This is a genomic window from Pseudomonas sp. ANT_H4 (assembly GCF_008369295.1).
Lineage (GTDB): Bacteria > Pseudomonadota > Gammaproteobacteria > Pseudomonadales > Pseudomonadaceae > Aquipseudomonas.
The window spans coordinates 31,559-52,715 of sequence record NZ_VOBG01000030.1; the positions used below are offsets into that span (position 1 = coordinate 31,559).

Here is a 21,157-nt window from a genome sequence, read left to right on the forward strand (position 1 = left end):
CAGCAGCCCCGCCGCGAGCGCCCCTTGATCAAGATGGATTAGGTCGTGTTCTGGAAGGGTTTGCCATGCCCTGACACCGGGGGGTCATCACAACGGTTGTGTGCCCAAGCTGATCTCTGGCTTGCAGAATATCTCCGCTTGATTCCGCCTTATCGGTACCAGCCTTTGCGCGCAGGTCCCGCATCTGAAAATCTGCCTTTTTTACGCCGGCAGCTTCCCTCGCAGCATCTGTCCTTGTGGTTCATCTGTATTCGTCAATACTCATGCCTCCCGCTGATTGCGCGACGGGCGCGGGGTGAGTGTTGGCGGATAGATGCTGGGGAAGGAGACGGTCTTCATTCTGGCTTTGGATTTGGCTTTTTAGCCTTTTGGCTTGCTGTATTTCACATACGAATCATTGAGCCGATTCATGGTCTTACTTAGGGTGAACGCTCTCCGAATCAAATTCTCGGGCAGTGACAACCATTGTATTGGCTGTGACCCTTGCTTTAAGGATGACAAATGAAGCGTGCAGTAATGATTTTCTTGGCGGTATCAAGCTTTATCCTGCTTGGCGGCTGCGGGCATCACCGTGACGGAGGAGAAAGGTACGATCGAGGCCATAATCAGGATCGTGGATATGACCGAGGGCATGATGATCGCGGGAATGACCGTGGATACGATCGTCGTGACAATGATCAGCGCGATGATCGCAATCGCAATCGCGGCCGGGATCGTGACGATAGAGACAACTGACCCTTCTGGCTTGCCCTTCAGGGCGGGTTAATGCCTGCTCTGATCTCGCCTTCAGCTTCTGCGCAAACTACAGGCGCGGCAGAACGGCCTGCGAGTGCCAGGCGGCGTGCTCCATGCCTCACCACTCAGTCAGGCAACTCAACCTTGGTCCTTGTTATACGCCCGACCTTGACCTCATCCGCAAACGTCGCAAGCCGATCTGCATCCTCGTAGAGTTTCGCAATCAGCTTCAGGGCGGCTATTACCTCATCCCCCTCGCAACCCTTGGTGAGGTTGAGCACTTCGCTTGCAGCTTGCTCAAGGCTAAATCCTATCTCTTTGAGTTCGCGGCGCAGGTCTTGGTTTTTTTTGGTGAGGGGCATAGGGGACTCCTACAGTTTTCGAGTGTTCCAGACCAGCAATACTCGAGCTTGGATATGCACCCGCTCAAGCAGATCGCCTTCGATCAAGATCGCTGGGTATACGGGTTGTCTGAGATCATTCGCAATGAGCCGCCGGTCATGCGCTCATGCAGTCGCCATCACCAACAATGATCGCGATGTTCTCAATTTTTAAGTACGACAGCCCCTGCATTTTCAGACAATCAAGGTGGACAGTTATGCCTCTGATCACCTCGACATAGTCGGCTGGCGGCGTCGAATCGTATTCCCATAGGTAATACAGCTACAAGTGCCAATGGCATTTACTTTTAAAAATGCCATAGGTGATATTTCTGTATGAAGAACCACGCAGATCGCTCCTATGAATATGCCCGCCGCAGTGCTTCACCCGCATTGATGCAGGGTGTTCAAACGCTGCGGCATCAGTGATTAACCGTCGTTCAATCCAGATCCCTGGCTTGATGCCGTTCCGCTACCTGGCTCGTTTCTTCGCCCCAGGTCCGGTTGACTCGCTGTCCACGGATGACGGCCGGTCGATTGGCGATCTCCTCGGCCCAGCGTTGCACATGGGTGTATTGATCCACGCAAAGAAATTCGCCGGCCCCATACAGGTCGCCCCGTACCAGCAGGCCGTACCAAGGCCAGATTGCTATGTCGGCGATGGTGTAGCTGTCGCCGGCAATGTATGGACTCTCGCTGAGACGCTGGTCGAGAACATCCAGCTGGCGTTTCGTCTCCATGGTGAACCGATTGATCGGGTATTCGAGCTTCTCCGGTGCGTAGGCATAGAAATGCCCGAACCCGCCGCCCAGGTAGGGCGCTGAGCCCATTTGCCAGAAAAGCCAGTTCAGCGTTTGCGTGCGCCCGGCTGGATCAGCGGGCAGGAATTGGCCGAATTTTTCCGCCAGGTAAAGCAGGATTGAGCCGGATTCAAACACCCGAATCGCGGGTTCCACGCTACGGTCCAGCAGCGCCGGGATTTTCGAGTTGGGGTTGATCTCGACGAAGCCACTGGAAAACTGGTCCCCTTCGTTGATGCGTATGAGCCACGCGTCGTACTCGGCGTCGAGATGCCCCAATAACAGCAACTCCTCAAGCAATATCGTTACCTTCGCGCCATTGGGTGTGCCCAAGGAATAGAGCTGCAACGGGTGCTTGCCGATGGGCAGTGCTTTTTCGTGGGTTGCTCCCGCTGTTGGCCGATTGATGTTGGCAAACTGGCCTCCCGACGGCACGGCGTGCTGCCAGACCTTGGGGGGCACGTAAGATGTTTTGTTCATAGGGTGAAATCTCCTGGTTCAGGCGCTGTGATCACAACGCTCTGCGCGCCGCCGATGATGGCGTGATTGTATTCGCCAGTGATGGCAGCTCAGGCTTGGGCGAGGCTGCAAGCCATGAGCACCATCGGGATCGCGGCGAGGTCGGTACTGAAAGGTATCTCTGCCTGGGCTTCAAAGCCCCGGCGCTCATAGAGACGCTGGGCGCTGATATTGGTCTTGAGCACTTCAAGCCACAGCAGTCGCTCTTGACGGTTTTGCGCAAGCTGCCAAATGAACTGCAGAAGGTGCTTGCCCTAGCCCTTGCCGGCCTGGGATTGAGCAAAGTAGATTTTTTGCAGTTCGGCGCCGATCTTGTCGCTGCCAGGCATCGTTTTGGCCCAGTTCACTTTGGCAAAACCTACGGCGCTGTCGTGTTCGTCGAAGGCCAGAAACCAGCCATGCCGGTCAGGTGACTCAAGGGTTTGTCGCAGGGCCTGAATGGCGAAGTCTTTGTCCAGAAACGCCTGCATGCCCGCCGGACTCCAGATCGTCGAGAAGTGCTCTGTATAGGTCTGGATGCCGATATCGCGCAGTAGGGGAATATCGTTGATAGTCGCTTCTTTAATCCAGATCATCTTGCTATCTCCATGAGTGAGCTGCGCGACGTTAAGAAAAGTTAACCGGTGCGACGTTCGGTAGGTTGCATCACCTCACCCAGGTGTATGGTCGTTCAGGCAACGCCTGGATTATCTCGGATTGAGGGAGGTGACTATGAGCGCTCCAATGCTGAACAAGATGCATCTTAACGGCTATGAAATCGTCCGGGTCAATAGTGGCCCCTGGCGGGTGTGTACCAGGGATGACCGTTTGGCGTCCTTTGGCTCCCGCGAGCAGGCGCTGGCTTATGCGGCGGCGCTGCCGGGGTACAAGGCGCGTCCAAGGCCTGCGTCAGGCAACGATTAAACCACAGTAAAACCCATCATCAGCCTCGGCACTCCCGGGGCTTTTTTGTGCGAGTTGATCCTGGACTAGGCGACGAGAAGATTTTTGGCGGATCATTCGCGCACTGTTAGCTCCTTTTTGATAGGAAACCCCGATGTCCCTGGCTACGTTGTTTGTCTTCGTCATGATGAGCGCGGCAATTATCGCGATTCCTGGCCCGACGGTGTTGTTGGCGCTGCAGAACGGGTCGCGCCATGGTTTGAAGGCGGCAATCTGGGGCATGGCGGGCGCGGTGCTTGCCGATGCGCTGCTGGTCACGGCGGTGGCGTGTGGGCTGGGGTTGCTGCTGGCGGCCAGCGAAGGGTTGTTTCAAACACTGAAATGGATGGGGTCGGCGTATCTGATCTGGCTGGGCTGGCAGATGCTGCGCGCCCCGCAATCGGCGTTGCCGGTGGTGGGCGAGGGCGATGAGCCGGGCGCTCACTCGGCAATCATTTTCACCCGCAGTTTCCTGGTGGCGATTTCCAATCCCAAGGCCCTGTTGTTCATGTCGGCCTTCCTGCCGCAGTTTGTCGACAGCGCTCAGCCCCAATTGCCGCAGTACGCCTGCCTATTGCTGGTGCTGTGTGTGCTGAACGTTAGCACCATGACGTTTTATGCCGTGTGCGGGGCGCGCCTGTTGAGTCGCTTGCGGCCCGCGCACTTGCAGCGTTTCAATCGGGGCGCCGGTGGCTTGTTGATGACGATGGGCGTGTTGCTGGCAGCCTATCGTCGTGCCCCTGCGCCATGATCTACACGAATGGCTGCCCGCGGAAACCCCGCGGTAGGCGTTGTAGCCCTGGCAGATCCGTCAAGCGTTGAGTCCAGGCGCTGCGCCAGTCATTTGCGGCCGGGTTGGCCCTGGATTTGCGCGCGACACGGCGAGCGGCGTTGCGTTGGGTGCGGCGGGCTTCCTTGTAGGCTTCGGTGTTGCGGCAGGTGCGGCATTTAACCCGGTTCAGCTCGATGCTGGACGTGAGATTGTTACCGTGATGGCCGCAAGCCAGATGCCCAGCGACCTTGAAGTGAGTGACCATGAAAGCGTCTCCTTCTTTGAGGGTACGCGGCATCTGCAATCTGTTGATGCACGCGGTCAGGGTGCGGCATTGATAAACACTGCACTCTTGTTTTTTCGACCGCTGGCGCGGCGTGACGTTCGCCCTTGACCCCAAATGTGCCTGGCGCGGTCTTCCGGCGACCTGTTCAAGGCCCCGACGTAGACGCTACCCTGCGCGCAACCCAATCATAAAAAGGAATGCGTGATGAGCGTCGATACGATCTCTTGGGAAGGCGGCTGTCGCTGCGGGCAGGTACGTTTTACCGTCAGCTTGAAGCCGGTTATTACCATGGCTTGCCATTGCACCAGCTGCCAGAAAATGTCCTCCAGCGCGTTCTCCCTGAGCGCCCTCGTTCCTGCTGACGGTTTTTCGCTCACCCAGGGCGAGCCCGTGATCGGTGGACTCCATGGCGAAGCCCGCCACTATTTCTGCCCGCACTGCATGAGCTGGTTATTCACCCGTCCCCAGGGGATAGATGACTTGATCAACCTGCGGGCGACCATGCTGGATGACGCCAGCGGCTACGTGCCCTTCATGGAAACCTGGACCAGCGAGAAGTTGCCGTGGGCGTCCACCCCAGCGGTCCGAAGCTTTGCGCAGCTTCCCGAGCCTGATGAGTTTCCTCGCCTGCTACAGGCCTACGCAGAGCACTGTGCAGCCTGATCCTAATCGAGGAGGCCTACCAGGTCGGTATCGCCGATGTCCTGGCCGGCTTGTGAGAGCAGGGTGCTTACCTGGCCTCGGTGATGGGTCTGGTGGTTGAAGAAGTGGCTGATCAGGCTGTAGAAATTCTTTTCGGCCGTAATGCCCGCCATGTTGCGGTAGTGCAGGTGCTGGTCCAGATCTGGTTCGCTGATGGCGTTCGCCCAATCAATAATGATCCCGTCGAGCCAGGCGCGATGGGCCGACAGTTCGCGGATATTGGCAAATGTCACCTGATCCAGTCGTTGCGGGACATCCAGTGTGTTCAGCGGCGCCAGGGCGGTGTAGTCGGCCGGGTGCAGGGCAAAGCGCTTGAGCCAGACGGTATCCCCCAGCGCCAAGTGGTTCAGCGTGCCGAAGATGGAGCCGAAGAAGGCGCCTCGGTCAGCCAGCAGATCGTCGTCGCTCAGGCGGCTGGCCGCCTCGTAGACCTTGCGGTTCATCCACTGGTTATAGGTCGCCATCAGGGCAACATGTTGGGTGCGAGTCATGCAGGTTTTCCTGGGTGGCGTGCGCTGAATGTGGCGAGGCCATGATAAGGCGGCCGAGGGGATGGGCGCTACAGAACAGGGCCTGCCGGGCGGTCATGGCATTATGTCCAAGGCGGGCTATTGTTGCTTGTCTGGAATATAGCCCGAAGGAGGGCATCACCATGAACACCGGCAATCTACTGGAACAGCTGTTGCGAGCAGGCCAAGCCTCGATGCCCCAGCAGGGCAGTTCGGCGGCACCCCAGGGCGGTGCTGGCGGCCTCGGCGGGTTGGGTGGTTTGCTCGGCGGTTTGCTGCGTGGAACCGGTTCTGGCGGTGGCGGTGGCGTTGGCGGTGGCGGTGCCGCGTCGGGCGGCGGCCTGGGGGATTTGCTTGGCGGCCTGGGTGGAATGCTCGGTGGCGCACGGGCTGGCGGTGCGACTCAGGGGCGTTCCGGCGGCACCAACTATACGGCCCTGGCCTCGCTGGGGATGATGGCTTTTCAGGCGTATCAGACCTGGCAACGGCAGCAGGCGTCTGCGCCGCAGCAGGCGTTGCAGACCGTTGATCAACTGTCCGAGTCCCAGGTCGAGGAGCACAGTCACGCGGTCCTGCGGGCCCTGATCGCGGCGGCCAAGGCCGACGGCCGGATCGATGATCAGGAGAAACAGAGGATTTTAGCCGAAGTCGGTCTCCATACCGATGACCCGCAATTGCAGCAATGGCTGGATGCCGAGGTCGCCCGGCCATTGGATGCGGCAGATTTTGCCGAGTTTGCCCAGGACCCTGCCGTGGCTGCCGAGGTTTACCTGGCCAGTGTCCTGCTGGTGGACGACCAGCAGGACGCGGAGCGCAGCTACCTGGACGAACTGGCGAGCCAACTGCAGATTGACCCCGCGTTGCAGGTGCACCTGGAGCAGCAGGCCAAGGGACAGGTTTAACGGTGTGTGGGGCGGCGAGGGCGTACGGTTTCAAAACCGCACCGTAGCCCCCGTCGTTAGCCACTGGTCTCGATCCCCAATCAGGCTGCGCCCAACCACCAGGTCCACATCGACATCCCTCCCGATATGCACCCGAGGCCCGGCTTGCCAAGCCTGCTCGCCGCGCTGCTGGCCATAACGCTCGCCGATCAGGGTCAGCGAGTCTGCCAAGCTGTATTCAAACCCTGTGCCCCAGGTCAGACGATGATTCTGCTCACCCTCATCATGGGCGTGGGCCCAGCCGGCATTGACGTTCAGTCGCAAGGCGCCCAGCAGTTGCCAGGTAAGCGGGAGGCTCAAGTCAGCACCGTCGAAGGTATGTCGGCGATCCACGGCAAAATGCGCCGCAGCGGACAACGCGACCTCAATGCCCAGCTCTTGCCGTGACCACAGCTGCGCCTTGAGCTGCGGGCTGACCTGGGTTTGCGTATTGCTATCGTCGACGGCCGCGCCCCATTGCAGCCACGGCACCGCACCGGACGTGCAGGCAGCGGACAGGGTTGCGTTGTGAGTCGATGAATCATGGCGATGGCGGGTAAACCAGCCATCAACGTTGCATTCGCCGGGGGCATTGATCGCGCCATCGTCGACCTTATAGGCACCGCCGGCGGCGAAGGCCTTGGCGAACAGGCTCACCACCAGAAGGCTGCCCAGGGTCGTGCCGACAAAAATCAGGTTGCGCCGCAAGGCCCATTGTCGGGAGGGCGGCAGGTGCTGGAAGGTGGCGTTGGCTTGTTGGCGTTGCCTGGTTCGGTATTTGGCAAAACCATCAGGGCGCAGCGGCGTGTTTTTGTGCATGGGTTCATGCTCCAGATAGGTAACTCAGTTTTCAACGGTAAGCACATGAATGCCGCAGTCCTTGGCCCGACTGACCAGCTCAGACGTGTCTTCGCCACCAGGCAGGGCGATGACGACATCGGGCCGGCTGTCCGCCAGCATGAACTGGTTGCGATGGCGCTCTGCCTGCTTGCCGTGCCGTTGCCAGTTAGGCGGATAACGCACCACATCGACGCTCGTTTCCCGAGCCCAGTCTTCCACTTCGCTGCCCAAATACTGGCTGCCTCCGTGGATCAAAACGTGCACAGGGTGCAGGCGGTGATAGGCGTCCAGCACTTGGCGAGACATTTTTGTATCGGCGTAATGACGACCTGCACAGATCAAGACGCGCATGGTGATGTTCCTTGTGTAGAGCCTGCGCAGGCGGTGGTCATCCAGGGATAACCACCGCGTCCAGGGCAGGTTTTGATCAGTACCACTGCTTGAAGCGGCGGATGTAGATCGTCTTCATCAGTTGCGCCACGCAGCAGTAGCTGAGCAAGGTGCCCACCAGCCATGGGAAGTACGACAGCGGCAACGGCTCCAAGCCCACCAGGGTGCCCAGGGGTGAGAACGGCACATAGATCCCCAGCGCAATGACGATGCAGGTCATCATGATCACCGGCCAGGCGGCGGTGCTTTGGAAGAACGGGATTTTGCGGGTGCGCAACATGTGCACCACGAGGGTTTGCGACAGCAGCCCTTCGATAAACCAGCCGGACTGGAACAGCGTCTGCATTTCCACGCTGTTGGCCGAGAACACGTACCACATCAGGGCAAAGGTGGTGATGTCGAAGATCGACGAGGTCGGCCCGATCCAGATCATGAAGCGCCCGATGTTTTTCGCATCCCACTTGCGTGGTTTGGCCAGGTATTCCTTGTCCATCTTGTCCCAGGGCAGGGCCAACTGGGAGATGTCGTACATCAGGTTTTGCAGCAGCAAGTGGATCGCCAGCATCGGCATGAACGGAATGAACGCACTGGCCACCAGCACCGAGAACACGTTGCCGAAGTTGGAGCTGGCCGTCATGTTCAGGTACTTCATGATATTGCCGAAGGTCTCACGGCCCGTGAGCACGCCTTCTTCCAGCACCATCAGACTCTTTTCCAGAAGGATGATGTCGGCCGATTCCTTGGCAATGTCGGTGCCGCTGTCCACCGAGATACCGACGTCGGCATCGCGCAGCGCTGGTGCATCGTTGATGCCGTCGCCGAGAAAGCCCACAGTGTGGCCGTTGGACTGCAAGGCCTTGAGCACCCGGGATTTCTGCAGCGGGGTCAGTTTGGCGAAAATCGTACGCTCCTCGACCCGCAGCTTGAGAGTGGCGTCATCCATGGCCTCGATTTCCACGCCCAGCAGCGGTTCGCCTGGCTCCAGCCCCACCTGGCGGCAGATGGTGCGAGTGACTACGGGGTTGTCGCCGGTGAGCACTTTCACCGCCACGCCGATTTCCCGTAGCGCGGCGATGGCCGGGCCGGCGGTTTCTTTCGGTGGATCGAGGAACGTCAGGAAGCCACGCATCACCAGGTTGCGTTCATCGGTGGTGGTGTATTGGTTGCGTGCCAGGGCCTTGGGGATGTTGCGGGTTGCGACTACAAGCACCCGGAAACCATCCTCGTTGTAGTCGTTGGCGATGGCCAGCAACTCTTCGCGGCGGCGGTCATCCAGGACGACGGCAGCGTCACCTTCCATCACATGGGTAGAGATGCTAAGCATCTCCTCGACAGCGCCCTTGCACACCAACAGGTGGTCGTCGTGGCTGTCCTTGACCACGATGGACAGGCGCCGGCGCACGAAGTCGAAGGGCAGTTCGTCGACCTTGCTGTAGGCAAACGGCACCTGGAACTTGGGATTGTGCTCCGAGAATTGCACCACCGCCTGGTCCATCAGGTTCTTCATGCCGCTTTGGTGATGGCTGTTGAGCCAGGCCAGGGACAGCACCGCATCATCACGCTGGCCGCTGGCGTTGACGTGGTGCTCGAGGATGATTTTGTCCTGGGTCAGGGTGCCGGTCTTGTCGGTGCACAGCACGTCCATCGAGCCGAAGTTCTGGATCGCGTTCAGGCGCTTGACCACCACTTTACGCTTGGCCATGGCGTTGGCGCCCTTGGCCAGGTTGGCGCTGACGATCATCGGCAGCATTTCCGGGGTCAGGCCCACCGCAACGGCCAGGGCAAACATGAAGGCATCGCCCCAGTCGCCCTTGGAGAAGCCGTTGAGGAAGAACACGATGGGCACCATCACCAGCATGAAGCGAATCAACAGCCAGCTGACGCTGTTCACCCCCCGGTCAAACGCGGTCTGTGCCCTGGAGCCGACAATCGCCTTGGCCAACGAGCCGAAATAGGTGCGTGGCCCGGTCGCTACCACCACCGCCCGCGCTCGGCCGCTGACCACGTTGGTGCCCATGAAGCAGATGTTCGGCAAGTCCAGCAGGTTGCTCTGGTCTGCCACCTTGGAGGTGGCGGATTTTTGCGTGACATCTCCCAGGGTGTCGTATTTTTCCACCGGCAAGGCTTCGCCGGTCAGCACCGCCTGGCTGATAAACAGGTCGCGGGATTCAATCAGGCGGATGTCCGCCGGGATCATGTCGCCGGCCGACAGTTGCACGATATCGCCGGCCACCAGGTCGCGCATCGGCACTTCCCGCAGGGTTGGTTGGGCGCCGACTTGCTCACGCCGCAGCACGGTGGCGGTGGTGCGGACCATGGCCTTCAAGGCCTCGGCGGATTTTGCCGAGCGGTGTTCCTGCCAGAAACGCAGCAGGCTGCTGAGCATGACCATCGTCATGATAATGATGACCTTGGTCAGGTCGACTTCTTCACCCGCCTGCAGCGGTAGCCAGTAATCGGTGACGAAGCTGATGCCGGCCAAGGTCAACAGGACATAGATGAACGGGTTGTTCAGTGCCTGGAGAAACTGCACGAAGGCGTGAGGTGGCTTGTCATGGGCGACCTCGTTGTAGCCTTCCCGTTGCAGGCGAGCGCTGGCGTCCAGTTCGGTCAGGCCGTCCTTGCTCGCCCTGACGTTGGCGAGGGTGGTCGAGAGGCCGTTTTGAGCTTCACGGGCAGCGCGCATCGACAGTTTGGTGTCGGTATTCGTGCTGTTTTTGTTCGGCAATGGTGTGGTTTTTATTGCGCTCATTGGATGTACTCCTGTCGCCAATTTTTCGACAAAACATACCCGGTACTTACCTGATGACAGGCGAGCGAAAGCATGCCGAGTCGCTGACTTCGCGATCGGTTTAAATAAAGTGTTGGGCAACTTTCTACAGGCCCGCTATAAGGTCGTTAGTTAACTAACGCGCAGCGGGCTACTACTGGCTTCGTCCATAGAGAACTCCAGCGAATCAATTAGCGAATAATCAGAAAACAGCCTGTATCGCGACGGCTGACGTTTCCAGCCGGCTTACGCCGCGCGAGCGCCCACGTAGAGGCTCAGCATCAGGCTCGCTTGGACGAGCAGGCTGGAAAAGTATCGACTCTGAGGGTCTTGAGGGTCGGCGTGATCCCATTGCTGGACTCGTTGGCCAGTCGTTGGGCAGATACGCCAGTGGGCCTGGGGATGGGCCGAGCTTACACGAGAGGAAGGGGTGACACAGGCCTTGCGGGTAGGGGAAAAGCCTACCGGCTCACGGCACAGCTTGGCACGCAGGGCCGAAGCCAGCGTGCGCAGATCAGGCAAAACAAGGAGTTGAAAGTTCATAACATGCCTCGGGACCGGACTGGCGCCGGATGAGGCAGTTACGTTGGAGCTTCAAGCTCTAGCGCAGCTTACCCGACCTGAAAGGCGAGTCCCGTCATTAACTGGGTTTAGCGCCCGACTCGCCGCATTCACGGTGATCGGACAGTGACTAGAGTTTGTGTCCATTGGCTTCTTTTGTGAGGTTTAAAAAATGGCCCGGGTTGCAGGCACGGGCAATTTACTTAGGCAGTTACTGATTGTCAACATTAAAAGAATTAATTTGTCACTGGTTCAGAATTCATTCAGATAAGAGGTGCGCAAAACTTGCAGTACATATAAGCCACTCATATACCGCGTAACACCAATAGTGTCAGATCGACCGTTGATTGACCCGTTGCGACAGTTCGTCGGCGCTTTCCTTGCGTTCCGAGTAGCGGTCCACCAGGTCGGGTCGATCACGCAGTAGCAAAGTGAACTTTACCAACTCCTCCATCACGTCCACCACCCGGTCATACAGCGCCGAGGGCTTCATGCGGTCCTGGTCGTCGAACTCCATAAACGCCTTGGGCACCGACGACTGATTGGGGATGGTGAACATGCGCATCCAGCGCCCGAGTACCCGCAACTGGTTGACCGTATTGAAAGATTGCGAGCCTCCTGACACCTGCATCACCGCCAGTGTCTTGCCCTGGGTCGGGCGTACCGCGCCGAGGGCCAGGGGCACCCAGTCGATTTGTGCCTTGAACACCGCCGACATTGAGCCGTGGCGCTCCGGAGAGCACCAGACCTGGCCTTCGGACCATTGCATTAGTTCCAGCAGCTCCTGGACCTTAGGGTGGTCGCTGGGAGCATCGTCCGGCAGGGGCAGGCCCGATGGGTTGAAGATGCGTGTGTCGGCGCCCAGGTGTTGCAGCAACCTGGCGGCTTCTTCCACCAGCAGGCGGCTGAAGGAGCGTGGACGGGTGGAGCCGTACAGCAACAGGATGCGCGGGCGGTTGTCGAGATCGCTGTTCAGGTGGCCAGACAACGTGGCGTTGAGATTGGGCAGGGTGCTCATGATGGACTCCGGTTACAGCACGGCGATATGGTCGAGTTCGGCCTTCAGCTCAGTGGGGCTGAGGCTGGAGAAAGGCAACGCGAAAAAGGCCCGGCAGCGGGTTTCGATGGTTTCCAGGGTGGCGTGGAAGGCCGCATCGATGTGCGCTTCATCGCTGTTGAGGTCCGAAGGATCTTCCAGGCCCCAATGGGCCTTGATCGCTGGGCCGAAATACACCGGGCAGGTTTCACCGGCGGCCTTGTCACAGACAGTGATCACAATATTCGGCGGGCTGCCTTCGAAGGCCTCGTTGCCTTTGCTGTACAGGCCTTCGGTGCTGATCCCTGCGGCCTCTAGGGTACTGAGGCTGCGGGGCAGCACCTGCCCCTTGGGGAAACTGCCGGAACTGATGGCGTGAAAACCTTCCGGAGCCAGATGGTTAAACAGCGCTTCAGACAGGATGCTGCGGCAGCTGTTGGCGGTGCACATGAACAGCACTTTCATGACGGTTCTCCGTTAGATACTGAGGCGTAGAGCCAGGGCGGCAAGGGTGATCAACAGCACCGGCAGGGTCAGGACGATGCCGACCTTGAAGTAATAACCCCACGTGATATTGATACCTTTGCGTGCCAGGATATGCAGCCAGAGCAGGGTGGCGAGGCTGCCGATGGGGGTGATCTTCGGACCCAGGTCGCTGCCGATCACATTGGCGTAAATCATCGCTTCCTTGACCACGCCGACGGCGTGACTGGCCTCGATGGACAGCGCGCCGATCAGCACCGTCGGCAGGTTGTTCATCGCCGATGACAGCAGTGCCGTCAGTAGCCCGGTGCCCAGTGCTGCGCCCCAGATGCCGTAGTGGGCGAAGGTGTCGAGCCAGGTCGCCAGGTAGTCGGTCAGCCCCGCGTTGCGCAAGCCGTAGACCACCAGGTACATGCCCAGGGAGAAGATCACGATTTGCCATGGGGCTTCTTTCAACACCTTGCGGGTGGAGATCTTGTGGCCTTTGGCGGCGATCACCAGCAGCAGTACGGCGCAGACGGCGGAGATCGCACTGATGGGAATGCCCAGGGGCTCCAGGGCGAAGCAGCCCACTAACAGAATGCCCAACACCCACCAGCCGGCGAGGAAGGTGGCGCGGTCATGGATCGCGGTTGCCGGGTCAGCAAGGTCGGCGGGGTCGTAAGCCTGGGGGATGTCTCGGCGGAAGAACCACAACAACACCGCCAGGGTCGCGGCGACGCTGACAAGGTTTACCGGCACCATCACCGCGGCATATTGGTTGAAGCCGATCTTGAAGTAGTCCGCCGAGACGATGTTCACCAGGTTCGACACCACCAACGGCAGGCTGGCGGTGTCAGCGATAAAGCCCGCGCCCATGACGAACGCCAGGGTTGCCGCTGGCGAGAAGCGCAGCGCCAGGAGCATCGACATGACGATGGGCGTGAGGATCAGCGCCGCGCCATCATTGGCGAACAGCGCCGATACCAGGGCGCCCAGCAGCACCATATAGGCAAACAGCCGACGGCCACGACCACGGCCCCAGCGGGCCACATGCAGCGCCGCCCAGGCAAAAAAGCCGGCTTCATCCAGCAACAGGCTGATGATGATCAGCGCGACGAACGTGCCGGTGGCGTTCCAGATGATGTGCCACACCACCGGGATATCCGTCAGGCTGATAGCGCCACAGGCGAGGGCCAGGATCGCGCCCATCGTGGCGCTCCAGCCGACGCCCAGGCCCTTGGGCTGCCAGATGACCAGGACGATGGTGAAGATAAAAATGGCAATTGCGACAAGCATGAAGCGCTCTCCGAGAAGTCAGCAGCAGGCACTGGCCCGTTGTGGTCTGTCGCCCATTGCGCCGAGACGTTGTGCATCCATGTGCAGCCAGGCTTCATTGGCCTGTAGCGTGGCTTCCAGCACCGTTGTCACCCATTGCGGTAACGCTGGATTGAGACGGTAATAGATCCATTGGCCCTGGCGGCGGTCCAGCAACAGCCCGCAACTGCGCAGTTGCGCCAGATGGCGGGAGATTTTGGGCTGGCTGTCGTCCAGAGCATGGATCAGCTCACAGACGCAAAGTTCGCCTTCGCGCAGGATCAGAAGCGCAACACGTGCGCGGGTGGCATCGGCCAGGCATTTGAAGACGCTGGGTGGGGGAAAGAGGTCTGACATGGACAGGGCCTTTCATATTCGATAGTTCGAATATACGGATATCCACATATATTAGTCAAAAGATGTTTCGATTGACCCACGTCAACGGCGCTGGAGTCGATGACAAGTGGTTGAAATTAAAATGAAACACAAATGTCCTAAAGTGCCTGCCCATCGGTTATTAAGGAAGAAACAGTGTGACCCGTGCGACTCGAAACCTGCGTAAAACTCTTGATTCTGTTGCGGACAACAATGAAACCGCGGCCTTTGACCTGATGCGCGCGGTGGAAAAACTCGGCGATGAAGTGTTGCGCCAGCGTCTGCTGAACACCATCCACCGCCTCAATCAGGATGCCCACGAACTGCGCGAAACGCGTGATGCGGTGGAGCGGGTGTCGGTCAAGCTTGCCTGAAGCCCACGCATCAGCCCGGCTGTTGAGCAAGATCATTCAAGACAACCCGTCTCGCCGCTGCCATGCTTGTCGACTGTCTGTCGATGAGCCTGTTGTCCATGCCTACTGCCTTGCCTCACTACGCCTTTGCCCGTGGCGCGATTGCGATCATGCCCTTATCCCTGGCCTGTGCCCCTTGGGGGCTGCTGGCCGGCTCTACGGCGATTGATGCCCAGTTCACCCCATGGGAAGCCCAGGGCCTGTCTACCATTGTGTTTGCCGGTGCCGCGCAGTTGGTGGCCATCGGTATGGTCAAGAGCGGTGCCAGCCTGATTTCTATTTTGCTGACCACCTTGCTGCTGACCTCTCAGCATCTGCTCTACGGCATGCACCTGCGTCCAACCTTGTCGCCGCTCAAGGCACGGTGGCGCATGAGCCTGGGCTTTCTCTTGACCGACGAGTTTTTCGCCCTGGTCAGCCAATATGACCGCCAGACCTTCAATCGTTGGTACGCCCTGGGCGTAGGGCTGACGTTCTACTTGATCTGGAACCTGTTTACCTTCGCCGGCATTGTACTGGGCAAAAGCATTCCCGGCCTTGATCAACTGGGCCTGGAGTTTTCCATCGCTGCCACCTTTATTGCCTTGATTACCCCCGTGGTGCGTGATGTGCCAACGGTGGTTTGCGTTGCGGTGTCATTGCTGTGTTCGGTGCTGCTGAGCTACTGGCAGTGGGAGTCGGCGGTGGTGGTGGCTGGCCTGTTGGGGATGAGCGTGGGTTATGCCTGCAAACGCCTGGGAGTAGGGCAGCAATGATCTTTGTGATGATTTTCGGCATGGGCCTGATCGTGTTCCTCAATCGCTACCTGTTCCTCGAACCTCGTCTGCCGGTGCGTCTGAACCGTGGCGCGCGGGAGTTTCTCGGTTTTGCGGTGCCTGGCATGCTGACCGCCATTTGCGGCCCGATCATTTTCTTGGCCGACGACAAGCTTAATCTGAGCCTGGGCAATCCCTACCTGCTGGCCGGAGTGTGCGCGGTGGCGCTGATGTTCTGGACCCGCAGCGTGTTGATCACGGTGCTGCTGAGCATGGCACTGTTTTACCTGTTTCGCTGGTTGCTCTGAGCGCCCACCGCAGGCAAAAAAAAGCCCGCGGGAGGGCGGGCAGAAGGGAGACTTCTAAAAATGAGCCTGCCCAATATAGAGGGCGAAGTCTCCCATTACAGTGAAACAAACTTCATCTGCAAGACAGGTTGACGATAGCTTTCCTTCGCCCGTGCAGGCGAAAAGCTGATGGTCGTCGATTAATCAGAGTCAGGAATGCCGCTCGAGCGAGCGGCAGAGTTGTATCAGTTTTTTGCGTTGAGTTTGCGCAGTTCGTCGTAAGTCGCCGACTGGACGAACCAGAAGCCGGAGATGATGCACCAAATCAGGGTACCGCCTATCAAGGCGCCCAAACCTGCCAGAAAACTCTGGCTGAACATCACCACCAGGCCTGTGATCCACAGGAACGCCAGTGCGATGTAGAGAACGGTATTGTTAACGCCGATGACGAAATCTTTCATGATGCTTCCTTTCTAGGTAGTGTCCCGCTGGCCTCATCAGTGAGGTCCAGCGTCGGTATCATAATGCCATACCTGACGTGTATGCCACCTTGGCCGCAGGTGGTGCACCCATTGCTCAACAGGAGAACCCCATGATTGTTACCACCACCCACACCATCGCCGGGCGTGAGATTGCCGAGTACCTCGACATTGTCAGCGCCGAATCGGTACAAGGCATTAATGTGGTACGAGATCTGTTTGCCGGGATGCGGGATTTTTTCGGGGGGCGCTCGCAAACGCTTGAGCGGGCGTTGAAGGAAGCGCGCATCCAGGCCACCGACGAAATAAAGCAGCGGGCGCATAGCCTGCAAGCGGATGCGGTGGTAGGTCTGGATTTTGAGATCAGCATGCCCGGCGGCGGACGCGGGGCGATGCTGGTGGTGTTTGTTACCGGGACGGCAGTGAAGCTGAAATAACCCCGGTTACTTCTTGTTGGCCTGGGCCTCGGCCGCCAGGCATTCCAAAGCGAACTGCTCGGTATAGCTCATCTGGATCGGGGTGGTTTCGCCCTTCACCGTGCGCTCGCCGTCGAGGATGTAGCGGATGCGCTTGTCGGTGACGCCGATGCGCTTGGCAATCCACGAAGGTGTCTGGCCGATGCGGCTGATCAGCTTGTCGGCATAGTCGGTGGATGGGTTGTAGAGTTCGGCGTTGGGTGTCATTGGTTTTCCGGATAAAAGCGGGTTTACAAGTAGGCGACAGGGTGACGCAATAATCACTCGGTGTCGCCTGCTATGTCCGCACCAATGGTAGAGTCGCGTTTTTTCCAAGGAAGTAATGGCATGCGGATGGTGGTAATAGGCGCTTTGGTACTGGCATCACTGGCCGGTTGCGCGGGCTCAAAGATGAAAGACGCGCGTTCTGCCGCGCCTTACAAGACCCTGGCTTCGGACAAGGCCGCCCTGGTGGTTGCCCAATGCATCCAGTTTGGCTGGCAGGATGAGTCCGTATTTGGCGTCGATGCCGGTGGGTTCATGGAACCTGCCGAAGGCGGTGGCCACACGGTCTACACCACCGGTGGCGATTACTTTGTCGACGTGCGCGGCGCGGGCAATGCCACCACCGTCAACTATTACGCAGCCGAGGACAACTGGGCCGCCAAGCGCCGCCTTGCGGCCCTGGCGACTTGTCTGTAAGACATTGCCTTAGAATTTTTCAGAAATGCCCGGCGGACACACCGCGGGCATTGCCTTAATATGCCCGCGCTCGCCCGGCGTCCTGGCTCTTTACCAGTACAAGGAAGTCGAGGCCAACGTCGGGAGGGCACCTGTTTCTTAAAGCCGCACTTAGCGCGGCATGTATCCCAGGTGCCAGCGTCGGGGAATCTTCAGCGACACCAGTCCCAGCAGCGCTGACAGAAAACCGCTGACCAACAGCGCACGAATGCCCATCTGCTGCTGCAGCAAGGCACCGATTACCGCACCCACAAACATGCCTGCCCAGGGAACCAGTTGCACTCGCCAGCCGTTCCTGCGCTCACCCAGCATCCAGCGCCCCAACCCCCGGCCGAAACGCGACAACGCGCCGGTCACATAAGTCAGACCCACCGGCAAGCCGTTGACCTCTTCCACGGCGGCATTGAGCATGCCCATGGCGATGATCGCCGCCAGCAAGGCCGGCAGTTGATTGGCAAACGGCCACGCCGCCGCCCCACACAGCAACGTGGCGATGCACAGCAACAGCGGCAAGGCGTGACGCTTGCTGACCCGGCTGAGGATCACACCCAAGGCATTGCCCGCGACAAACGTCGCCACCAGCAACGTCAGGCGTGCGGTCAGGCCACGGTCGCCTTCACTGATTGCCACCGCCAGGCGCGTGGTGTTGCCGCTCATGAACGAGACAAAGTCGCCGCTGGCCATGAATCCGATGGCGTCGGTCATGCCCGCCAGCACCGACAGGCTGGCCACCAGCATCAGTCCGACACGGCCGCGCCATTTGTGTCGCTGCAGAAGGGCCGCGTTGGCGTAAGGTTTGAGGGCGGAGGGCAGCACAGGCTTAGGTTCCTTGATGAGATTATCCGGCCACTACCGTAGGACGCTTTGATCCAGACTGCAATGACCTAGCTCACTTCAAAGTGCCAGCCATCAGCGTGCCAACTCAAACAATGGGTCGGGTTGAGTGCAGCGAGAAACACTTCGTCGTGGGAGACCGCAACCATCGCCCCGGTAAAATCCTGCAATGCTTGTTCAAAAGCGATCACCGATTCCAGGTCCAGGTGGTTAGTGGGCTCGTCCAATAGCAGCAGTTGCGCCGGCGTCTCGCGCCACAACGCGACCGCCATGGCGGCCTTGAGTCGCTCCCCACCGCTGAGATTGCCCACCGGTTGCGTCACCCGCAAGGCGTCCAGTTGCAGCAGTGCCAGGCGCGTGCGCAACTCGCTTTCTGTCAGCGGCGTATCGAGCCGTTGCAGATGCTCGACAATCGAGAGCGTATCGTCCAGCAGCGCCAGCCGCTGATCGATATAGGCACTGGGCACATGAGCCCGGCATTCTCCGCTCAGCGGTTGCAATTGACCTGCCAGCAGCTTGAGTAAGGTGGATTTGCCGCAGCCATTGGGGCCGCTCACCGCCACGCGCATCGGGCCGATCAGGTTGACACTCAGGTAAGTGGTAGGTGCGTGGGCATCGAGCCAGGGCAACCGTGCCTGGTCCAGGGATAACACTTGGAGCCCGTATGGCAGTGTGGTCCCCGGCAGGGATAGTAACGTTGGTGTCTCGTCCACCACCCGCGCGTGAGCCTGGCGCACGCGCTCATTGAGTTCATTCTTGTGCTGCACTTGGGCGCTGCGCACAGTGCTGACGATGTCATTGGCGGCACCTTTCCAGCGTGACCGGGTGAGCGGGTCGACATTGGCGGTTTCTGCGTGTTTGCGGGCGCTGGCGGCGTGGCGCTGGACGCTGTCATGGTCTTTTTTCAGGCGTTTGCGTTCGCGGCTGCGGTCCAGGCGAGCATGTTCGAGGGTGGCCTGGGCGGCGTGCCGTTCGGTCTCGCGCTGCGCGCGAAAATCATTGTAGTTGCCACCGTATACCTGCGTGCCCAGGGGTGACAGTTCGATGATCCGCTCCAGAGTGTTGAGCAACTGCCGATCGTGGCTGACCACGATCAGGCCCCCGCGCCAGTCGCCCAAGGTCTTGAGTAGCCAGTCGCGGCCAGCGCTGTCCAGATGATTGGTGGGTTCGTCGAGAATCAGCAACTGCGGTTGGGACAAGAGCGCGCCGATCACCGCGACCCTGGCCAGTTGGCCGCCGCTGAGTTGCTCGGCCGGGTCTTCAACATCGACCTCGGATAAATCCGCCCCATCCAATGCCTTGCGCAGGCGCTCGGCCAGGTCCCAGCGGTCGTCGACCAAGTCCAGGTCCTCGGCCGTCGCTTCACCCTTGGCCAGGCGTTGAAGAGCCATGAGGACGTCGGCGCAGCGAGTCAGTTGGGCAACGGTTTGGCCGGGAAAGAGGGGAACCGTTTGTGGGACATAGGCCAGCCTGGCCGAAGACTTAAGCAGGCCGGAAGAGGGCATGAGCAACCCCGCAATCAATCGCGCCAGGATGCTTTTGCCCATGCCATTACGGCCGACAATCCCGGTGGGTGTGTGATCGAAAGTTAAGGTCAGGTCTTCCAGCAATGTTTCGCCATTGGCGAACTGGAAACCCACGCGATGCAAAGAAACAAGCACAGGCAGCCGGTTGACGTCAGTCATCAGCACCTCCAAAAAATGTGGGGCAAGCCAACAAGCGCGCCAGGCGGCTCGTTGCGATTACATTTTGGAAGGCTTAGTTGTTCACGTCGGCGGTCGTCCTGCGATCAGAAAGGACCAACAGGGTAACGCACTTGGGTTTTTTCCTACAAGGATGCAGCCAGTTGTTCGAGAAACATCGCCAGCCCCACTTCCTCGACTTTCAAGCCTTTGCGCACCCGGGGCTTGGGCAGTTTCGCCAGCTCGCCTAGGCTGAAATACTCCAGCACGGCCGGGTGGATATAGCACTTGCGGCACACCGCCGGGGTATTGCCCAATTGCCTGGCAACGTCCTTGACCATCTCCACCACATGCTTCTTCGCCTCCGATTCAGGCTGCCAGGCCAACTCCCGCAACACCGCCAACGCCAGGGCGCTGCCGGCCCAGGTGCGGTAATCCTTGGCGGTGAAGTCGGCGCCGGTGAGGCTATGCAGGTACGCGTTGACGTCTGTGGAGCTGATCGTATGGCGATCGCCATTTTCGTCCAGGTATTGAAAGAGATCCTGCCCTGGCAATTCCAGGCAGCGCTTGATGACATTGGCCAGGCGCCGGTCCTTGACGGTGATCTGGTGCTCGATGCCGCTCTTGCCGCGAAACTGGAACAGGATCGCGCTGCCGCTGATGTCCACGTGTCGGGCGCGTAGGGTGGTCAGCCCATAGGAGCGATTATCCCGAGCGTATTGGCTATTGCCGACGCGGATAAGCGTGGCATCCAACAGCAGGATCACCGTGGCCAGGACTTTTTCGCGATTAAAACCGGGCGCGGCAATCTGCGCTTCCAGGTGTTTGCGCAGTTTCGGCAGGGCGTTGCCGAACGCTTGCAGACGGGAGTATTTATCGCCGTCGCGCACTTCGCGCCAGCGCGGGTGATAGCGGTATTGCTTGCGCCCCCTGGCATCGCGGCCGGTGGCTTGCAGGTGACCGCGCGGGTCGGAGCAGACCCACACGTCGGTATAGGCCGGTGGCACCGCCAGAGCGTTGATGCGCTTGACCTCGGCCGCGTCGGTGATGCGCTGGCCACGGGCATCGAAATACTGGAACGTGCCGCGTACTTTCTTACGGCTCAGGCCCGCCTGGGTGTCGTCAACGTAATGCAGGTCGCGGGGCAGGTCGGCAAGCAACGCAGGATCGGGCATGGGGCGAAGTCCTTGGCAACAAATCAGGCCGGTATGACTGA

29 protein-coding genes and 2 pseudogenes are annotated in these 21,157 nt (G+C 59.4%); 10 read left to right on the top strand and 21 right to left on the bottom strand.

All coding sequences use genetic code 11. From position 1 onward, the window contains the following. Positions 1 to 28: 28 nt before the first annotated feature. Positions 29 to 235 (bottom strand): annotated as a pseudogene (locus FQ182_RS30770) (integrase); the annotation flags it as partial. Between the two features lie 384 nt (positions 236 to 619). Here FQ182_RS30770 and FQ182_RS30775 point away from each other — a divergent pair. Then, positions 620 to 766: a hypothetical protein gene (locus FQ182_RS30775; RefSeq protein ID WP_178114530.1), complete on the top strand. Its 147-nt coding sequence runs from the start codon at positions 620 to 622 to the stop codon at positions 764 to 766. Between the two features lie 94 nt (positions 767 to 860). Here FQ182_RS30775 and FQ182_RS25630 read toward each other — a convergent pair whose 3' ends face one another. The 5 genes and pseudogenes from FQ182_RS25630 to FQ182_RS30785 form a co-directional block, all read right to left on the bottom strand. After that, on the bottom strand, positions 861 to 1,097 hold the full coding sequence (locus FQ182_RS25630; RefSeq protein ID WP_131427900.1) for a hypothetical protein: 237 nt from the start codon (positions 1,095 to 1,097) through the stop codon (positions 861 to 863). A 9-nt stretch (positions 1,098 to 1,106) separates the two neighbouring features. Next, positions 1,107 to 1,365, bottom strand: a pseudogene (locus FQ182_RS31060) (phage repressor protein); the annotation flags it as partial. Positions 1,366 to 1,555: 190 nt separating this feature from the next. After that, the gene (yghU, locus tag FQ182_RS25640; protein ID WP_149414485.1) at positions 1,556 to 2,395 is read right to left on the bottom strand and encodes a glutathione-dependent disulfide-bond oxidoreductase; all 840 of its coding nucleotides are present in this window, start codon (positions 2,393 to 2,395) and stop codon (positions 1,556 to 1,558) included. 89 nt (positions 2,396 to 2,484) lie between these two features. Continuing rightward, positions 2,485 to 2,676 (bottom strand): N-acetyltransferase, encoded by a 192-nt coding sequence (locus FQ182_RS30780; RefSeq protein ID WP_306108734.1) that lies wholly within the window; start codon positions 2,674 to 2,676, stop codon positions 2,485 to 2,487. A 12-nt stretch (positions 2,677 to 2,688) separates the two neighbouring features. After that, positions 2,689 to 3,009 carry a hypothetical protein gene (locus tag FQ182_RS30785; protein WP_306108733.1) on the bottom strand — a complete coding sequence of 107 codons (321 nt, stop codon included), beginning with the start codon at positions 3,007 to 3,009 and terminating at the stop codon, positions 2,689 to 2,691. A gap of 136 nt (positions 3,010 to 3,145) precedes the next feature. On the opposite strand from FQ182_RS30785, the gene FQ182_RS25650 reads away from it, so the two are divergent. Continuing rightward, a complete protein-coding gene (locus FQ182_RS25650) occupies positions 3,146 to 3,337 on the top strand; it encodes a DUF2188 domain-containing protein (RefSeq protein ID WP_149414484.1) in 192 nt (63 codons plus the stop codon). 133 nt (positions 3,338 to 3,470) lie between these two features. Then, positions 3,471 to 4,106 carry a LysE family translocator gene (locus FQ182_RS25655; protein WP_149414483.1) on the top strand — a complete coding sequence of 212 codons (636 nt, stop codon included), beginning with the start codon at positions 3,471 to 3,473 and terminating at the stop codon, positions 4,104 to 4,106. 1 nt (position 4,107) lies between these two features. On the opposite strand, the gene FQ182_RS25660 is transcribed toward FQ182_RS25655, so the two are convergent. Then, positions 4,108 to 4,392 (bottom strand): hypothetical protein, encoded by a 285-nt coding sequence (locus FQ182_RS25660; RefSeq protein ID WP_149414482.1) that lies wholly within the window; start codon positions 4,390 to 4,392, stop codon positions 4,108 to 4,110. A gap of 225 nt (positions 4,393 to 4,617) precedes the next feature. On the opposite strand from FQ182_RS25660, the gene FQ182_RS25665 reads away from it, so the two are divergent. After that, the gene (locus FQ182_RS25665; protein WP_149414481.1) at positions 4,618 to 5,076 is read left to right on the top strand and encodes a GFA family protein; all 459 of its coding nucleotides are present in this window, start codon (positions 4,618 to 4,620) and stop codon (positions 5,074 to 5,076) included. 2 nt (positions 5,077 to 5,078) lie between these two features. Here the strand turns inward: FQ182_RS25665 and FQ182_RS25670 are convergent, their stop codons facing one another. Continuing rightward, positions 5,079 to 5,606 carry a DinB family protein gene (locus FQ182_RS25670; RefSeq protein ID WP_149414480.1) on the bottom strand — a complete coding sequence of 176 codons (528 nt, stop codon included), beginning with the start codon at positions 5,604 to 5,606 and terminating at the stop codon, positions 5,079 to 5,081. Between the two features lie 161 nt (positions 5,607 to 5,767). On the opposite strand from FQ182_RS25670, the gene FQ182_RS25675 reads away from it, so the two are divergent. Next, positions 5,768 to 6,526, top strand: coding sequence for a tellurite resistance TerB family protein (locus FQ182_RS25675; protein ID WP_149414479.1), 759 nt, complete (start codon positions 5,768 to 5,770; stop codon positions 6,524 to 6,526). Between the two features lie 30 nt (positions 6,527 to 6,556). Here the strand turns inward: FQ182_RS25675 and FQ182_RS25680 are convergent, their stop codons facing one another. The 8 genes from FQ182_RS25680 to FQ182_RS25715 form a co-directional block, all read right to left on the bottom strand. Continuing rightward, positions 6,557 to 7,363 carry a hypothetical protein gene (locus tag FQ182_RS25680; RefSeq protein WP_149414478.1) on the bottom strand — a complete coding sequence of 269 codons (807 nt, stop codon included), beginning with the start codon at positions 7,361 to 7,363 and terminating at the stop codon, positions 6,557 to 6,559. A 24-nt stretch (positions 7,364 to 7,387) separates the two neighbouring features. Then, positions 7,388 to 7,735, bottom strand: a complete 348-nt coding sequence (locus FQ182_RS25685; protein ID WP_149414477.1) for a DUF2493 domain-containing protein — start codon at positions 7,733 to 7,735, stop codon at positions 7,388 to 7,390. A 76-nt stretch (positions 7,736 to 7,811) separates the two neighbouring features. Beyond that, positions 7,812 to 10,526, bottom strand: a complete 2,715-nt coding sequence (gene mgtA, locus FQ182_RS25690; protein WP_149414476.1) for a magnesium-translocating P-type ATPase — start codon at positions 10,524 to 10,526, stop codon at positions 7,812 to 7,814. A gap of 264 nt (positions 10,527 to 10,790) precedes the next feature. Continuing rightward, the gene (locus FQ182_RS25695; protein ID WP_149414475.1) at positions 10,791 to 11,087 is read right to left on the bottom strand and encodes a hypothetical protein; all 297 of its coding nucleotides are present in this window, start codon (positions 11,085 to 11,087) and stop codon (positions 10,791 to 10,793) included. A 349-nt stretch (positions 11,088 to 11,436) separates the two neighbouring features. Continuing rightward, positions 11,437 to 12,126 (bottom strand): arsenical resistance protein ArsH, encoded by a 690-nt coding sequence (arsH, locus tag FQ182_RS25700; RefSeq protein WP_178114533.1) that lies wholly within the window; start codon positions 12,124 to 12,126, stop codon positions 11,437 to 11,439. Between the two features lie 9 nt (positions 12,127 to 12,135). Next, a complete protein-coding gene (locus FQ182_RS25705; protein ID WP_149414473.1) occupies positions 12,136 to 12,606 on the bottom strand; it encodes an arsenate reductase ArsC in 471 nt (156 codons plus the stop codon). Between the two features lie 12 nt (positions 12,607 to 12,618). Further along, entirely contained in the window at positions 12,619 to 13,902 is a 1,284-nt protein-coding gene (locus FQ182_RS25710; protein ID WP_149414472.1) for an arsenic transporter, read from the bottom strand. An 18-nt stretch (positions 13,903 to 13,920) separates the two neighbouring features. Beyond that, positions 13,921 to 14,277 (bottom strand): metalloregulator ArsR/SmtB family transcription factor, encoded by a 357-nt coding sequence (locus FQ182_RS25715; RefSeq protein ID WP_149414471.1) that lies wholly within the window; start codon positions 14,275 to 14,277, stop codon positions 13,921 to 13,923. Between the two features lie 176 nt (positions 14,278 to 14,453). On the opposite strand from FQ182_RS25715, the gene FQ182_RS25720 reads away from it, so the two are divergent. The 3 genes from FQ182_RS25720 (at position 14,454) to FQ182_RS25730 (ending at position 15,771) form a co-directional block, all read left to right on the top strand. Continuing rightward, positions 14,454 to 14,669, top strand: a complete 216-nt coding sequence (locus tag FQ182_RS25720; protein ID WP_149414470.1) for a hypothetical protein — start codon at positions 14,454 to 14,456, stop codon at positions 14,667 to 14,669. Between the two features lie 98 nt (positions 14,670 to 14,767). Then, positions 14,768 to 15,463 (top strand): AzlC family ABC transporter permease, encoded by a 696-nt coding sequence (locus tag FQ182_RS25725; RefSeq protein ID WP_149414515.1) that lies wholly within the window; start codon positions 14,768 to 14,770, stop codon positions 15,461 to 15,463. Next, positions 15,460 to 15,771: an AzlD domain-containing protein gene (locus FQ182_RS25730; RefSeq protein WP_149414469.1), complete on the top strand. Its 312-nt coding sequence runs from the start codon at positions 15,460 to 15,462 to the stop codon at positions 15,769 to 15,771. Before FQ182_RS25725 ends, FQ182_RS25730 begins: the two co-directional genes overlap by 4 nt. A gap of 224 nt (positions 15,772 to 15,995) precedes the next feature. Here the strand turns inward: FQ182_RS25730 and FQ182_RS25735 are convergent, their stop codons facing one another. Next, positions 15,996 to 16,211, bottom strand: coding sequence for a hypothetical protein (locus FQ182_RS25735; RefSeq protein WP_133102696.1), 216 nt, complete (start codon positions 16,209 to 16,211; stop codon positions 15,996 to 15,998). 131 nt (positions 16,212 to 16,342) lie between these two features. On the opposite strand from FQ182_RS25735, the gene FQ182_RS25740 reads away from it, so the two are divergent. After that, positions 16,343 to 16,666 (top strand): YbjQ family protein, encoded by a 324-nt coding sequence (locus FQ182_RS25740; protein ID WP_149414468.1) that lies wholly within the window; start codon positions 16,343 to 16,345, stop codon positions 16,664 to 16,666. Between the two features lie 6 nt (positions 16,667 to 16,672). Here FQ182_RS25740 and FQ182_RS25745 read toward each other — a convergent pair whose 3' ends face one another. After that, positions 16,673 to 16,912, bottom strand: a complete 240-nt coding sequence (locus FQ182_RS25745; RefSeq protein WP_133102694.1) for a hypothetical protein — start codon at positions 16,910 to 16,912, stop codon at positions 16,673 to 16,675. A 120-nt stretch (positions 16,913 to 17,032) separates the two neighbouring features. On the opposite strand from FQ182_RS25745, the gene FQ182_RS25750 reads away from it, so the two are divergent. Next, positions 17,033 to 17,386, top strand: coding sequence for a hypothetical protein (locus FQ182_RS25750; protein WP_149414467.1), 354 nt, complete (start codon positions 17,033 to 17,035; stop codon positions 17,384 to 17,386). A 150-nt stretch (positions 17,387 to 17,536) separates the two neighbouring features. Here the strand turns inward: FQ182_RS25750 and FQ182_RS25755 are convergent, their stop codons facing one another. From FQ182_RS25755 to FQ182_RS25765, 3 genes are all read right to left on the bottom strand, one after another. Then, on the bottom strand, positions 17,537 to 18,241 hold the full coding sequence (locus tag FQ182_RS25755) for a YoaK family protein (protein WP_149414466.1): 705 nt from the start codon (positions 18,239 to 18,241) through the stop codon (positions 17,537 to 17,539). 68 nt (positions 18,242 to 18,309) lie between these two features. After that, complete coding sequence (locus FQ182_RS25760; protein WP_149414465.1) at positions 18,310 to 19,944, bottom strand: ABC-F family ATP-binding cassette domain-containing protein; 1,635 nt, start codon at positions 19,942 to 19,944, stop codon at positions 18,310 to 18,312. A 143-nt stretch (positions 19,945 to 20,087) separates the two neighbouring features. Continuing rightward, a complete protein-coding gene (locus FQ182_RS25765) occupies positions 20,088 to 21,116 on the bottom strand; it encodes a DNA topoisomerase IB (RefSeq protein WP_149414464.1) in 1,029 nt (342 codons plus the stop codon). Between the last annotated feature and the right edge of the window lie 41 nt (positions 21,117 to 21,157).